At 67.4% G+C, this 12854-nt stretch carries 15 protein-coding genes; 6 read left to right on the top strand and 9 right to left on the bottom strand.

Annotated features, from left to right (window positions below):
• Nucleotides 1–45: 45 nt before the first annotated feature.
• Nucleotides 46–1134, bottom strand: coding sequence for a UDP-N-acetylmuramate dehydrogenase (locus NP4_RS19305; protein ID WP_373863848.1), 1089 nt, complete (start codon nucleotides 1132–1134; stop codon nucleotides 46–48).
• A gap of 44 nt (nucleotides 1135–1178) precedes the next feature.
• On the opposite strand from NP4_RS19305, the gene NP4_RS19310 reads away from it, so the two are divergent.
• The 3 genes from NP4_RS19310 (at nucleotide 1179) to NP4_RS19320 (ending at nucleotide 3077) form a co-directional block, all read left to right on the top strand.
• Nucleotides 1179–1664 (top strand): DUF2505 domain-containing protein, encoded by a 486-nt coding sequence (locus NP4_RS19310; protein WP_062505364.1) that lies wholly within the window; start codon nucleotides 1179–1181, stop codon nucleotides 1662–1664.
• 81 nt (nucleotides 1665–1745) lie between these two features.
• Nucleotides 1746–2261: a DUF2505 domain-containing protein gene (locus tag NP4_RS19315; RefSeq protein ID WP_067999626.1), complete on the top strand. Its 516-nt coding sequence runs from the start codon at nucleotides 1746–1748 to the stop codon at nucleotides 2259–2261.
• 21 nt (nucleotides 2262–2282) lie between these two features.
• Entirely contained in the window at nucleotides 2283–3077 is a 795-nt protein-coding gene (locus NP4_RS19320; RefSeq protein WP_067999628.1) for a methylase, read from the top strand.
• 2 nt (nucleotides 3078–3079) lie between these two features.
• Here the strand turns inward: NP4_RS19320 and NP4_RS19325 are convergent, their stop codons facing one another.
• Entirely contained in the window at nucleotides 3080–3688 is a 609-nt protein-coding gene (locus tag NP4_RS19325) for a type IV toxin-antitoxin system AbiEi family antitoxin (RefSeq protein WP_067999631.1), read from the bottom strand.
• 113 nt (nucleotides 3689–3801) lie between these two features.
• Between NP4_RS19325 and NP4_RS19330 the strand changes: the two genes are divergently transcribed.
• Nucleotides 3802–4527 carry an LmeA family phospholipid-binding protein gene (locus NP4_RS19330; RefSeq protein WP_067999632.1) on the top strand — a complete coding sequence of 242 codons (726 nt, stop codon included), beginning with the start codon at nucleotides 3802–3804 and terminating at the stop codon, nucleotides 4525–4527.
• On the opposite strand, the gene deoC is transcribed toward NP4_RS19330, so the two are convergent.
• Nucleotides 4528–5214 carry a deoxyribose-phosphate aldolase gene (deoC, locus tag NP4_RS19335; protein WP_067999634.1) on the bottom strand — a complete coding sequence of 229 codons (687 nt, stop codon included), beginning with the start codon at nucleotides 5212–5214 and terminating at the stop codon, nucleotides 4528–4530.
• Between the two features lie 105 nt (nucleotides 5215–5319).
• On the opposite strand from deoC, the gene NP4_RS19340 reads away from it, so the two are divergent.
• On the top strand, nucleotides 5320–5865 hold the full coding sequence (locus NP4_RS19340) for a GNAT family N-acetyltransferase (RefSeq protein ID WP_067999636.1): 546 nt from the start codon (nucleotides 5320–5322) through the stop codon (nucleotides 5863–5865).
• 23 nt (nucleotides 5866–5888) lie between these two features.
• Nucleotides 5889–6779: a formyltetrahydrofolate deformylase gene (gene purU, locus NP4_RS19345; RefSeq protein WP_067999638.1), complete on the top strand. Its 891-nt coding sequence runs from the start codon at nucleotides 5889–5891 to the stop codon at nucleotides 6777–6779.
• A gap of 312 nt (nucleotides 6780–7091) precedes the next feature.
• On the opposite strand, the gene NP4_RS19350 is transcribed toward purU, so the two are convergent.
• The 6 genes from NP4_RS19350 to NP4_RS19375 form a co-directional block, all read right to left on the bottom strand.
• Nucleotides 7092–8117 carry an alpha/beta fold hydrolase gene (locus NP4_RS19350; RefSeq protein ID WP_067999640.1) on the bottom strand — a complete coding sequence of 342 codons (1026 nt, stop codon included), beginning with the start codon at nucleotides 8115–8117 and terminating at the stop codon, nucleotides 7092–7094.
• 251 nt (nucleotides 8118–8368) lie between these two features.
• Nucleotides 8369–9391 (bottom strand): alpha/beta fold hydrolase, encoded by a 1023-nt coding sequence (locus NP4_RS19355; protein ID WP_067999642.1) that lies wholly within the window; start codon nucleotides 9389–9391, stop codon nucleotides 8369–8371.
• A gap of 154 nt (nucleotides 9392–9545) precedes the next feature.
• Nucleotides 9546–9842, bottom strand: a complete 297-nt coding sequence (locus tag NP4_RS19360; protein WP_082876007.1) for a DUF2516 family protein — start codon at nucleotides 9840–9842, stop codon at nucleotides 9546–9548.
• Nucleotides 9843–10060: 218 nt separating this feature from the next.
• Nucleotides 10061–10747, bottom strand: coding sequence for a heparin-binding hemagglutinin (locus NP4_RS19365; protein ID WP_067999644.1), 687 nt, complete (start codon nucleotides 10745–10747; stop codon nucleotides 10061–10063).
• Nucleotides 10744–11259 (bottom strand): helix-turn-helix domain-containing protein, encoded by a 516-nt coding sequence (locus NP4_RS19370; protein ID WP_067999646.1) that lies wholly within the window; start codon nucleotides 11257–11259, stop codon nucleotides 10744–10746. The genes NP4_RS19365 and NP4_RS19370 overlap by 4 nt, the downstream gene beginning before the upstream one ends.
• A 93-nt stretch (nucleotides 11260–11352) precedes the next feature.
• Nucleotides 11353–12696: a DUF445 domain-containing protein gene (locus NP4_RS19375; RefSeq protein ID WP_067999648.1), complete on the bottom strand. Its 1344-nt coding sequence runs from the start codon at nucleotides 12694–12696 to the stop codon at nucleotides 11353–11355.
• Nucleotides 12697–12854 lie beyond the last annotated feature (158 nt).

Consider the following 12854-nt stretch of genomic DNA (forward strand, 5'->3'; position numbering starts at 1 on the left):
GAAGCCGCGGCAAACCCAGCCCCCAGTCCGAGCGGCCCGGGTGAACTAGAGGTTCACCCCTACCGTGACCGGCTCGGGTTCCAGCCGGATTCCGAACCGCTCGGCCACCCCGTCGCGCACGGTACGAGCGAGCTCGACCAGGTCCGCCGCGGTTGCCGCGCCCCGGTTGGTCAGGGCCAAGGTGTGTTTGGTGGACAGCCGGGCGGGCGCCTGCGGCCCCGGGAAGCCCTTGGCGAATCCGGCACGCTCGATCAGCCAGCCCGCGGAGAACTTCACCCCGTCCGGAGCCGGGTAGCTGGGAATTGTGACATCTCCCACATGGGCCGCGACGGCCGCGCGCACCTCGGCCTCCCGCTGCGCGGGCACCACCGGATTGGTGAAGAACGACCCCGCGCTCCAGGTGTCGTGATCGTCCGGATCGAGCACCATGCCCTTACTCGCGCGCAGCCGCAGCACCGCGGCGCGCACCTCGGCAGCCGGACGGCTGCGCCCCTCTTCGGTGTCGAGGGCCTGATACAGCTCCCGATACCGCAGCGGCGCACTCGAGCCGTCGGACCGCAGCGCGAACTCCACACCCAGCACGACCGCCCGATCGCTGTGCTTGAGCACCGAGGTCCGATAGCCGAAGCCGAGTTCCTCCGGCTCGACCCACCGCACCGCACCGCTCGGGCGATCGAGCAGCCGCACCCGCCGCAGCAACTGCGCGACCTCCACCCCGTAGGCCCCGACGTTCTGCACCGGCGTCGCACCCGCCGAACCCGGAATGCCGGACAGGCATTCGAGCCCACCCAGTCCCGCCTGGACCGTCGCCGCGACGACAGCGTCCCAGTTCGCACCCGCCTCGGCGATCACATGATCGGCCTCGATCCGCACATCCTCGGTGGCGATACGCACGACCACCCCGCCGAATCCGGCATCGGCGACGAGCAGATTCGATCCGCCCGCCAGCAACAGCACCGGAATCCCGGCCGCGTCGAGCGCCCGCACGGTCGCGACGAGCGCGTCGGTGCTCGCGCAGTCGGCCACGATGGCCGGACCACCGACCCGCAGCGTGGTCAGCTCCGCCAGGGGAACCGAATTGCGCACCCGCGCACCGGTTGCGGTGAGCAGCTCGCTCACTTCGTCGAACGGCACCACCTGAGATGTACGCACGACCACAGACGGTAGCGTGTTCGGTCATGGCGACACCCCTGGCGTATACGGCTCACTACTCGCATCCGGCGGCGGCCGTGCGCGCCGCGATCGCCGACGAGCAGTATTGGAAGGACCGCATCGCCGAGGTCGGCGGCCCGGGGGCGCGGATCGACAGCTTCGAATCCTCCGGCGACCAGCTGCGGGTGCAGGTGACCCAGGCGATCGCGGAGGCGGAACTGCCCGGCCAGCTGACCGCCGTGCGCCCCGGCGATCTGATCATTCCTCGCACCGAGACCTACTCCGGCGATTCGGGCATCTTCGAGGCCCATGTCGAGGGCGCGCCCGCCAAGGTGCGCGGCACGGTCACCCTGACCGGCGACGACAACTCCTCGACGATCGCGGTCGACGGCTCGGTCGAGGTCTCGGTTCCGCTGTTCGGCAAGAAGATCGAGGCCGTGGTGGCCGAGAAGCTGACCGAACTGCTCGCCGCCGAGGCCGAGTTCACGAACGGCTGGATCGCCTCCCACTGATTCGGGCAAATCGGTAGCAACCCGGCGTTGTCGGGGCGGCGACACCGGTCCGACCGGTCGGGCACGGTAATCTGACCCGCCATGGCCCGTCGACTGGACTACTCCGCCCGCTACCCGCTGCACACCACCAAAGAGGTGTACGAGGCCCTGTCCGACCGCGCCTACTGGGACGCTCGGATGGAGGAAATGCGCAAGTACTCCCCCAACGACGTGGTCAGCCTCGATGCCGGCGACGGCGGCATCGAGGTCGTGCTGCAACACGTCCTGCCGCGCGACATGCTGCCCGATCTCGCGCAGGCGGTCATGCGCAAGGACATGATGATCACCCGCAAGGAGATCTACGGTCCGTTCGGTCCGGAGGTCACCGGCGAATACAGCGCATCCATTCCGGCGGGGCCGGGCGCCCTGGCCGGGACCATGCAGCTGTTCCCCACCGAGACCGGCTGCACGCTGCGCACCTCCTCGACGGCCAAGGTGTTCATCCCGCTGCTGGGCCCCAAACTGGAACAGCTGATGCTCATCAACCTGATCGATCTGCTGCGCGCCGAGGGCGAGTTCACCACGCGGTGGCTCGAGGAGCGGCATCCGACGGCCTGACCGTTCGGCAGCTCGCGAGTCATGCGTCACCACCAGGCTTCCCGCGTCAAACCCATCGGCGAGATCACGCGCGGCACCACGGGCATCAATCGCCTGCGCCGCAGCGATCGTCGTCTCGTGCACGACGATCTGGTGCGGACGCGATTGCGCGCGGCCCCCGATCCGCTGGTCATCGATCTCGGTTACGGCGCGAGCCCGGTCACCACGCTGGAATTGGCCACCCGGCTGCGCCGGATACGTCCCGATGTGCGAGTGATGGGGCTGGAGATCGATCCCGAACGCGTCGTCCCCGCCCGCGACGGTGTCGTATTCGCCCGGGGCGGTTTCGAATTGGCGGGTCTGCGCCCGATTCTGGTGCGCGCGTTCAATGTACTGCGGCAATATCCGGAATCGGCCGTCCCGCAGGCGTGGTCGACCATTCTGTCGGGTCTGGCGCCCGGCGGCCTGCTGGTCGACGGCACCTGCGATGAACTCGGCCGCCGCTGCGCCTGGGTGCTGCTCGACCGTTCCGGCCCGCTGTCACTGACGCTGGCATGGGATCCGTTCACCGTCGAGCGGCCCTCCGATATCGCCGAGCGGCTCCCGAAAGCCCTGATCCACCGCAATATTCCGGGCGAGCGCATCCACACCCTGCTCACCGCCGCGGATCGCGCGTGGTCACATGCCGCGCCCCTGGCGCCCTACGGTCCCCGGGTGCGCTGGAAGGAGGCCGCGAACATATTGCGCGAGCAGGGTTTTCCGGTACGCGACTATCGGCGTCGGATGCGTGATTGCGTGCTGTCGGTGCCGTGGGCGACGGTCGAGCCGACGCGGTAGGTTCACGCCCGGGCGAGGGCCTGACGGACCCGCGCCGCGGTGCGCGGCGGCAAACCCGCTGCGGCAGCCCGTATTTCCGTACCACCACAGCGATCGATGGCCACGGCATCGGCCACCACCTCGTCCAGGGCCGCCTGCCCGATTCCCGTTTCGGCGAGATCGAGCACCGTGCGCACCGGCGTGGTCACCAGGAACGCCCCGGCCGACTCCACCTCGTCATCGCGCAACACCCGGCGCAGTACGACCAGTCGCGGCGCGCTCGGCACCCGGCCGGAACCGGCGGACAGATGTACGAATCGCGGTCGCAGCCGTCCCATACCGTGCAGTTCGGCGGCGCTGTGATGCGAGATCGCGGCCTGACCCTCGAACCACGCCGACCACATGGCGTATTCGTCGAGCGGACCCTCGGGCCAGTCGGCCATCCGCAGCAGGCCCACCCCCGCCCGGATCACCAACCCGTCCTCGAGTGCGGTGCGAATGCGCGCCTCACATCCGGTGCGCAGCACCGAACGCGTGGTGAAATAACCGGCATGCCGCCCCGCGAGCTGCCGCAATATCGACCAGCCCTGTTCCGGATCGCGGATACTGCTGGCGACGACTTCCCCGGACATGTGTTCCAGGCTACGCCCGGCCCTGTGCGGTATGTCACAATTTGCCCGGCTTCGTCGAATCCCTTCAAACCTCCCACAGAGCCGGCTCAGAAAGCTCGGGAAGAATCGCTGCCATGAGTTCGATTCCCCCGGACGCCCCGCGCACCCGCAATGTGCGCCGCATCGTGCTGATTCTCGGACTCGTCGTCGTGCTGGCCCTGGTCGGCACCGCCGCGGCCGCCGAGACCTATTACCGCCGCCAGAGCTCCAATTGCATCGCATCGCAGGTCGAGAAGGAGCTGGGCTCCAAGGTCGCGGTGCATTTCGGCCCGAAGCCGCTGCTGATCACCGCCGTCGACCATCAGGTCCAATACGTCGAATTGGACAGTGACGACGCGAAATTCGGCCCGGCCGTAGGCATGAAGGTGCATGCCCGGCTCAACGACATCAAGCTGATCGACGGCGGTCGCGGCGGCGCGACGGTCGACAATTCCAACGCCGACGCCGACTGGAGCAATGACGGGATCGCGAAGACGTTGAGCGGCTTGGTCTCCGGCGTGCAATCCGATCCGAGCGGCGGCACCCTGGATGTGAAGGTCCTCGGCGGCCTGGCCGATCTGCGGCTGCGTCCCCAGATCGTGGGTGATCAGATCCAGGTCACCACCGAATCGGCACAGCTGTTCGGCCTGGGCCTGCCCACCGATCTGGTCGACGGCATCGTGCAACTCATGTCGCAGAGTCTGCAGAGCTATCCGCTGGATCTGAAGCCGACCGCGATCAAGGTGACCGACACCGGCATCAACGTTCAGCTGACCGGCGGGGCGACCCGGCTGCAGGGCGGCGGCGACGTCAGCTGCTGATCACTCCGGGAAGCCGTCGAGCACCTCGGCCGACTTCGACAGGCCGAGGCGGGTCGCGCCCGCGGCGATCAGTTCGGCCGCGGCCGCGGCGGTCCGGATGCCGCCGCTGGCCTTGACACCGAGTCGGCCGCCGACGGTTTCGGCCATCAGCCGCACGGCGTGCACGCTGGCGCCGCCCGCGGGATGGAATCCGGTGGAGGTCTTCACGAAATCGGCCCCGGCGCGTTCGGCGGCGCGGCAGGTTTCGACGATCGCCTCATCCGACAGCGCGGCCGCCTCGATGATCACCTTCAGCAGCGCCCGGTCGCCGATGGCCTCGCGCACGGTGACGATATCTGCCAGCACGGCGTTGTAGTCCCCGGCGATCGCCGCGCCGATATCGATGACCATATCGACCTCGGCCGCGCCCTGGTCCACCGACAACCGCGCCTCGGTGCCCTTCACCAGCGAATGATGTTTGCCCGACGGGAAACCCGCGACCGTCGCCACCACCAGACCCGGCGCGCGCACCGGCAGCATCGACGGCGACAGGCAAACCGCGTACACCCCGAGCCGACGCGCCTCGGCGATGGTGGCCGCGACTTTTTCGTCGGTGGCCTCGGGCGCGAGCAGGGTGTGATCGATCATCGCCGCCACCTCCCCACGAGTCAGCGGACGGCTTCCGGATTCGCTGGTGGTATCGGCCATGGGGACAGAGTCTGGCACATATGCGTTGCGAGCGACCTCGGCCGTCCCGCACACTCGTAGGGGACGGCCCGCTGTGGGCCACCCATCGGGGAGGAGAACGTCAGGGTGCTGATCCGTCGGGAACGGGCCGGCGACATCCCCGCTATCGATGCGGTGCATCGCGTCGCATTCGCCCGCGACTATCCGAACGGCAATCCCGAGGGCACGCCCCTGGCCACCGCCGATCCGGCGGAGGTGGATCTGGTGCATCGACTGCGCAGCGACGCGGGCTGGATTCCGACCTTATCGATGGTCGCCCAGGCGCACGACCGAGTTGTCGGCCACGTCTGCCTCACCCGTGCGAGTGTGGGACCGTTCCCGGTGCTCGCGCTCGGACCGATCGGCGTACTGCCCGACCATCAGGGCGCGGGCGTGGGTTCGGCCCTCATACACGCCGCGCTCGGCGCGGCCGACGCCCTGGACGAACCGCTGATCGGACTGCTCGGCAGCCTCGACTACTACCCCCGCTTCGGCTTCGTGCCCGGTACGCGCATGGGCATCGTCCCCGACGAGCCCACCTGGACCTCGCACTTCCAGATTCGCCGCCTGACCACCTACGAATCCGGGATCGTCGGCGAATTCCACTACGCCGAACCCTTTTATGCGCTCTGAACTCGCCCTGTAAGGATGGGGGTATGAGCTCCACCCCCGAGAATTCCGATGACCGTCGCTATGTGCTCGCCCTCGGCTGTCTGGACCGCCCGGGCATCATCGCGCGCATCACGTCGTTCATCGCCGAATTCGGGGGTTCGATCGTGGAGGCCGGTTATCACTCGGATACCGAGTCGGGCTGGTTCTTCACCCGGCAGGCCATCAAGGCCTCGACCGTGCCGTTCTCCCTCGACGAGCTGCGCGCCCGATTCGCGGCCGTGGCCCATGAACTCGGCCCGCGGACCGAATGGCAGCTGCTCGATTCCGCCGAGAAGCGACGCGCGGTGCTGCTGGTCAGCCGAGACGGTCACTGCCTGCACGATCTGCTCGGTCGCGCGGTCAGCGGTGAACTGCCCGCCACGATCGAGGCGGTCGTCGGCAACCATCCGGATCTGTCCGAGATCACCCAGGCCCACGGGGTGAAGTTCCACTACATCCCGTTCCCGAAGGATCCGGCCGAGCGCGGCCCGGCCTTCGAGCAGGTCCGCAAGATCGTCGACGCCCACGACCCGCACGCGGTCGTATTGGCCCGCTTCATGCAGGTACTACCGCCGCAACTGTGCGAACACTGGGCGGGCCGAGCGATCAACATCCACCACAGCTTCCTGCCCTCGTTCGTCGGCGCCCGCCCCTACCACCAGGCCTTCGCCCGCGGCGTCAAACTCATCGGCGCGACCTGCCACTACGTCACCCCCGAACTGGACGCGGGCCCGATCATCGAACAGGACGTCACCCGAATCGACCACGCCGACACCGTCGCGGACATGGTCCGCCAGGGCCGCGACATCGAACGCGTGGTCCTCGCCCGCGGCCTGCGTTGGCACCTGGAGGGAAGAGTCCTGGTCCACGGCCGAAGAACAGTTGTCTTCAACTGAGAACTACGTTTCGCAACAACTGATTTCGCGAGCACATGCGTAACTCGCCGGGAACGCCCAAAACTCTCCCGAAACCCAACGCAGGACCTGTGACCAACTCACGCGGCGATGACTGGTATGGCCGAGAACTCGGAGAGGCGGGACAGCGGGACAGCACAGCAGGCCAAGACCGGGCGCCCTTGACCGGCCTTGGCTGGCAACTCGGTCGCCCGCGCTGCCGCCCATCCCCCGCTGTGCGCCGAGGAAGTCCTCCGCTACCTCCAGTGTCCGCTTTCTGGACGCGTCAACTGGTATAGCCGGGTGAACAGTCCGTCACGATGCCACCACGCCACCGACCCGCAGGCCCGGCGCATCGGCGCCGGCGATACGGATCAGGCGGTGCAGTTCGGCGTTGAATTCGTGGGGGGCTTCGATATTGGGCAGATGTCCGGTGGGGAGCAGGGTGTAGCGGTCCAGCGAACCGGTGGCGGCCAGCAGGTCGGCGATCTCGCGGGAGTGGATCGGCGGCAGCAGCTTGTCGTATTCACCGGCGATCACGCTGGTGGGCACGGTGATGTGCGCGGCGGCCTCGGCGAGATCGAGTTTGGCCAGATCGCGCGCCACGGCGCCGCGCACCGCGGGATGGCAGGAGCGGACGATGGCCAGGCCGAAGGCCACGGCATCGGCGTCGCAGGCCGGGCTCATGATGCGGTTCTTGAACACACCCCGCGCCGCGGCCGTTCCGGGCAGCGGGACAGGCGCCCCGAACAGGGCCTGTGCGAGCCAGGTCGGATTGGGCAGAATCTCGTTGAGCAGCGGAATGATCTTGGCGCGCCCCGGAATTCGGCCCGCCGCGGTGGTCGCGAGCATGATGGCCGAGGCCCGCTGCGCGACCTGCTCCGGAAAGCGTTGCGCCCAGGCCTGAATCGTCATCCCGCCCATACTGTGCCCGACCAGCACCGCGCGCTGTCCGGGCCGCAGCACGGCGTCCAACACGGCCGACAGATCTCCGGCCAGCTGATCGGCCCCGAAACGCTCGGAGCCCAGGCTGGATTCGCCGTGCCCACGCTGATCGTAGGCGACCACGCGATATTCCCCGGCGAACTCGTTGATCTGCGGATTCCAGTACTCGATGCAGCAGGACCAGCCGTGGATCAATACGAGGACATCGCGATCGGCCGGTCCGTGCGCGTGTACGCGCAGGCGGGCGCCGTCGGCGGTGGTGACGGGAACGATTTCGGGAGACGGCGCGACGTTCAACGCGGCCGTGGCGTAGGTCCGCGCCCGCAAACGCGCACTGTAGGCCGCGTTGAGGCTGTCCGCGCCGCGGGTCACCGTCCCTGGCAACTTCACCAGCATGAGCACTCCTTTGTGTCCTACCGCACACTACCGCGCTAGCAGCAGTGCTTGCTAGTGCAAGCAGGAAGTCGCTGGGAGAGAAACTTCGGCTGCGTGCAACCCGCCCTCTCCTTATACCCATTCCGGGGCAAGGCAATTCACGGGCGATCCGGCAATCGTCGGAAACTCTGTTGTCTGGAACACATATCGGCGCGCGGGGCTTCCCCGCTACCGACCCGGCGGATAACGAAATGCCAACGATGCCAAGCGATCTACGCGCTGACCTCGCGGACCCGATGGAAGGCCGCACCCAGCACCAGAGCGAGTTCGTCGTTGAACCGCTCATAATCCTCGACATTGCCCAGATGTCCGGTCCGCAGGACCACCATCTTCACGAAACTGCCCGCTTCCCTGAGCATTTCGACGATCCGTTCGGAATGCACCACCGGCGTGAGATCGTCGCGCGAGCCCGCGATCACGGTAGTCGGCACGGTCAGATTCGCCGCGCCGCGGCCCACATTCATCTCGGCCAGCAGGATGCCGAACTTCGCCCGCACCCGCGCCGGACACGACCGCACGATGGCCAGCGAGAAGTCGGCGATATCGCCGGTGGCGGCCAGGCTCATGACCTGACGGCGGAAAACCCACCGCACCGGGCGAATCGGGGGAAATACGATCGGCGCGCCCAGGCCGAGTCGGCCGAGCAGATCCGGCAGCACGATCAGGCCGCGATTGAACAGCGGCACCACGGTCGTGGCCGCGATCAGGCCGTACGGGGCGGAGTTGGTCAGCAGCACCGCGGCCGCGCGCTGGGCGACCTGTTCGGAGTAGCGACTGGCCCAGGCCTGAATCGTCATACCGCCCAGGCTGTGTCCGACCAGAACCGCGCGCTGTCCGGGGCGCAGCACCGCGGCCAGCACGGTGGACAGATCCTCGGCGAGCAGATCGGTGTTCACGCGGGCGTCGCCGAGTTCGGTCTCGCCGTGACCGCGCTGGTCGTAGGCGATCACGCGGTAGCGGTCGGCGAACTCGTTGATCTGCGGATTCCAGTATTCGAGGCAGCAGCTCCAGCCGTGCACCAGCACCAGCACCTCGCCGTCGGCGGGGCCGTAGGCGTGCACCCGCAGCCGCACTCCGTCGGCGGTGGTGACCGGAACGACCTCGTGCGGCGCGGTGGGCGGATTGAGGGCCGGGGTCGCGTACACGCGCGTGCGCAGGTCGGCACGATGGGCGGACATCAGGGCGTGCACCCGGCGCGCGATACCCGCCAGCGGGTTGGGCAGCGTTGCCGACATCGAACACTCCTTTGTGTGTTACTACTAGCCACGGTAACTCACGGGAGGAGTGCTAGCTAGTGCTAGCTGGACGAAAATAGGACACCCGCCGTTCGCGAAGGCGAACGACGGGTGTGTGGTCGCGGGGCGACGCCGCAGGTAGGACGGGGCGGGACTACCAGCGCGGGCCGCGTTGGATCTCGTCCACTTTCGGGCGCACATCGGCCAGATAGACGCCGGTGGCCACCACGGCGGCGATGCCGATCAGTCCGACAGGCGTCCGGGCCAGGAACAGCAGGCCCAGCGCGACCGCGAGGATCGTCACCCAGATCGGCTTGGTCAGCTTGTCGACGGCGGTGAAGGCATCGGCCCGCTGCCTGATCGCATGGACCAGCGCGAAGATGGTCGCACCCATTGCCGCCAGCCACAGCAGCCAGATGATTGCACTTGTCAGCTGGTACACATCACCAATGATAGAAGCAACGCCCCCGCGCGAAGAACGTGCGCGGGGGCAATTGATGGCTTCGGTGCGCGGGGGCCTGTGCCGACCTCACCGCACGGGGGCCTGTGCCGACCTCACCGCACGGGGGCCTGTGCCGACCTCACCGCACGGGGGCCTGTGCCGACCTCACCGCGCGGCGGCTATCGCTGACCTCGCGGTGCAGGGCGAATTCCCTACGGCCGCAGGCCTTACTTCTTGGGGGCGGCGGTGCCGGTGGCCTTCTTCGCCGGGGCGGCCTTCTTGGCGGGAGCCTTCTTCGCCGGGGCCTTCTTGACCGGGATCTCGTTCGCGACATCCTCCAGCGCGCCGGCGGTCTCGGTGGTCACCGATACGACCTCGGCCTCGAGCTCGGACCCGGTTTCCACGACCTCGTCGGCGGCCTTGGTCAGCAGACCGCGGGCCTGGTCGGTCACCTTGCCGAGAACATCCTCGATGCGGCCGGCGACATCGGTGTAGGTGCTCTCCACCCGGCCGAACTGCTCGTCGAAGGTCGCATTGGTCTCGCGCAGCTTGCCGACGGTCTCCTCACCGCGCACGGCCAGATCCGAGTAGATGTCCAGCAGCTGGTGGTAGTACTGGTCGACGATCCGGCGCAGCTCCTCGGGGGTCAGCTTCTCGCGCAGCTCGGCGACGTCGTCCGGCAGTTCGGAGGGCAGGCTCGAAAGACGCTGGCGCAGCGACTCGATCCGCTCCTGGGCATCGGCGGGCAGGTTGGCGAGACGCTCACGCGCCTCCTCGACCCGGCCGGTCACATCGGCGGTCGCGGCGCGACCGCGCAGGTCGTCGACGATCTGGGTGAAGGCCTTGTAGACGGCGTCACCCGCACCGACGGTGGCGTACAGCGGTTTGGTCACGGTGGCGTTGGCTTCGGTCATGATGTTTCGTTCTCCTGGCGTGGAACTTCGGTAGCAGTGCCATCGGTGGCATGGTGCGGAACCTCGTTGTCCCTGTCCCCCCGGGGAACGCCCCCCTCGGATTCCGTTGCGTCCCCTCCGATGTCGTTCCCCGCGTTTTCCCGGCGGAACGATTCGTAGATGTCCAGCAGGACCTGCTTCTGCCGCTCGGTGATTCCCGAATCGGCCAGCAGGGCGTCCCGGACCGGACTGTGCGGCCGCTGCTCGAGATAGCCGGCCCGCACGTACAAGACCTCCGAGGAGACCCGCAGACCCTTGGCAATCTGCGCGAGCACCTCGGCGGACGGGTTACGCAGTCCGCGCTCGATCTGACTGAGATACGGATTGCTCACCCCCGCCAGCTGTGCGAGCTGTCGCAGCGAGACTTGCGCGGCTTCCCGCTGCGCACGGATGAAGCTTCCGATGTCGTGTGCCGCGTTGGCTACGCGGGCCACTCCGGTGTTCTGATCGGAAACCTCGGGCTCCTGTGCCATCACTCACCTTCCGGCGGTTGTACTGACGATTCTAAAACGAAGTGCTAACTATTGCAAGCACTCTGTTAGCACTGATTCGGCAAACATTCGGCGCTACGCCGACCAGCCAGGGAACAACAAATGCGAAACGGCGTAGATCGCAAGTCCCGCCAGCGATCCCACCACCGTTCCGTTGATTCGGATGAATTGCAGATCGCGCCCGGCCTGCAATTCGATCTTGGAGCTCGCCTCGTCGGCATCCCACCGGGCAACCGTATCGCTGATCAGGGTCGCGATCTCGGAACCGTAGTTCGACACCAGATACCGAACGCCCCGTTCGGTCCAGGAGTCGATTCGCTCGCGCAGTTCGGTCTCGTCGACCAGGCGCTGACCCAGTTGCTGCACGTTCTCGGTGACCTTGCGGCGCAACGTGCTGTTCGGATCGTCGGCCGATTCCAGAATCATCCGCTTGGCCGCGCGCCACGTGGCCCGAGCCATTCCGGTGATCTCCTCGCGGCCCATGATCTCGGTCTTGATCCGCTCGGCCTTCTTGATCATGGCGTCGTCGAACTGCAGATCGTGCGCGAAATCCTCGAGGAACCGGGTCGCCGCGAGCCGCACCTCGTGATCGGGCTGTGAACGCACCTTCCAGGTGAATTCCACCAATTCTCGATAAATACGCTCCGACAACAGCACGTTGACGAATTTCGGCGCCCACGACGGCGCGTCGCGCAGGACGATCCGATCGATCGTCTCCTGACTGCCCAGCGCCCATTGATGGGCGCGCTCGGCCAGCAGATCCAGCATCGGCGCCTGCCGGTTCTCCGACAGCAGTTCCGCGAGCACCCGCCCGATCGGCGGACCCCACAGCGGTTCGGCGATGCGTTTGACGATGGTCTGGTCGATGATCTGCTCGACATCCTCGTCGCGCAGCGCGCCGATCACCGCGCGCAACAGGGTCGAGGTCTCCTCCGACACCCGCGCGGCATGGTCGGGCTGCGCCATCCAGCGTCCGAGCCGCAGCGAGATCTGCGCCGAATTCACCTTGGCCACAACGGTATCCGGCGACAGGAAATTCGTGCGCACGAAGTCGCCGAGACTCGTACCGAGTTGATCCTTCTTCTTGCGAATGATCGCGGTATGCGGAATGGGCAGGCCGAGCGGATGCCGGAACAGCGCGGTCACCGCGAACCAGTCGGCCAGCGCGCCGACCATGCCGGCCTCCGACGCCGCGCGCACATATCCGACCCAGTTGCCGCCGGCCCCGCGCGAACCCATCCAGCAGCAGAACAGATACACAACCGTCGCCGCGATCAGGAAACCCGTCGCGACCATCTTCATCTTGCGCAGGTCACGCCGCTTACCGGTCTCGTCCATCAGATCGGCGAACGAGGTAGGGGGCGCGGCAACCACGCGCGATTCGGACACAGCGGGCACGCTGCCGGGAGATTGCTCCATATTTCCATTCTGCTGGCTGGATCGATGAGCTTCTCCCCGTGCCGCCCCGCCGCGCCCGAACCGGACGGTGACGCGGCACGCATTTCCACGGGACCGGACCAACCCGATGAGGAAGGACTTAAGCTGGATGCGCCCCGATAAAATCCGCGAGCGAGGAG

Origin of the sequence: Nocardia pseudobrasiliensis NBRC 108224 (genome assembly GCF_001613105.1) — a bacterium.
Taxonomy (GTDB): domain Bacteria; phylum Actinomycetota; class Actinomycetes; order Mycobacteriales; family Mycobacteriaceae; genus Nocardia; species Nocardia pseudobrasiliensis.

Coding starts and splice junctions, on each gene's coding strand:
- NP4_RS19310 (WP_062505364.1), top strand. CDS start 1,179: ATGGCGACACCCCTGGCGTATACGGCTCACTACTCGCATCCGGCGGCG.
- NP4_RS19315 (WP_067999626.1), top strand. CDS start 1,746: ATGGCCCGTCGACTGGACTACTCCGCCCGCTACCCGCTGCACACCACC.
- NP4_RS19320 (WP_067999628.1), top strand. CDS start 2,283: ATGCGTCACCACCAGGCTTCCCGCGTCAAACCCATCGGCGAGATCACG.
- NP4_RS19325 (WP_067999631.1), bottom strand. CDS start 3,688: ATGTCCGGGGAAGTCGTCGCCAGCAGTATCCGCGATCCGGAACAGGGC.
- NP4_RS19330 (WP_067999632.1), top strand. CDS start 3,802: ATGAGTTCGATTCCCCCGGACGCCCCGCGCACCCGCAATGTGCGCCGC.
- deoC (WP_067999634.1), bottom strand. CDS start 5,214: ATGGCCGATACCACCAGCGAATCCGGAAGCCGTCCGCTGACTCGTGGG.
- purU (WP_067999638.1), top strand. CDS start 5,889: ATGAGCTCCACCCCCGAGAATTCCGATGACCGTCGCTATGTGCTCGCC.
- NP4_RS19350 (WP_067999640.1), bottom strand. CDS start 8,117: ATGCTGGTGAAGTTGCCAGGGACGGTGACCCGCGGCGCGGACAGCCTC.
- NP4_RS19355 (WP_067999642.1), bottom strand. CDS start 9,391: ATGTCGGCAACGCTGCCCAACCCGCTGGCGGGTATCGCGCGCCGGGTG.
- NP4_RS19365 (WP_067999644.1), bottom strand. CDS start 10,747: ATGACCGAAGCCAACGCCACCGTGACCAAACCGCTGTACGCCACCGTC.
- NP4_RS19370 (WP_067999646.1), bottom strand. CDS start 11,259: ATGGCACAGGAGCCCGAGGTTTCCGATCAGAACACCGGAGTGGCCCGC.
- NP4_RS19375 (WP_067999648.1), bottom strand. CDS start 12,696: ATGGAGCAATCTCCCGGCAGCGTGCCCGCTGTGTCCGAATCGCGCGTG.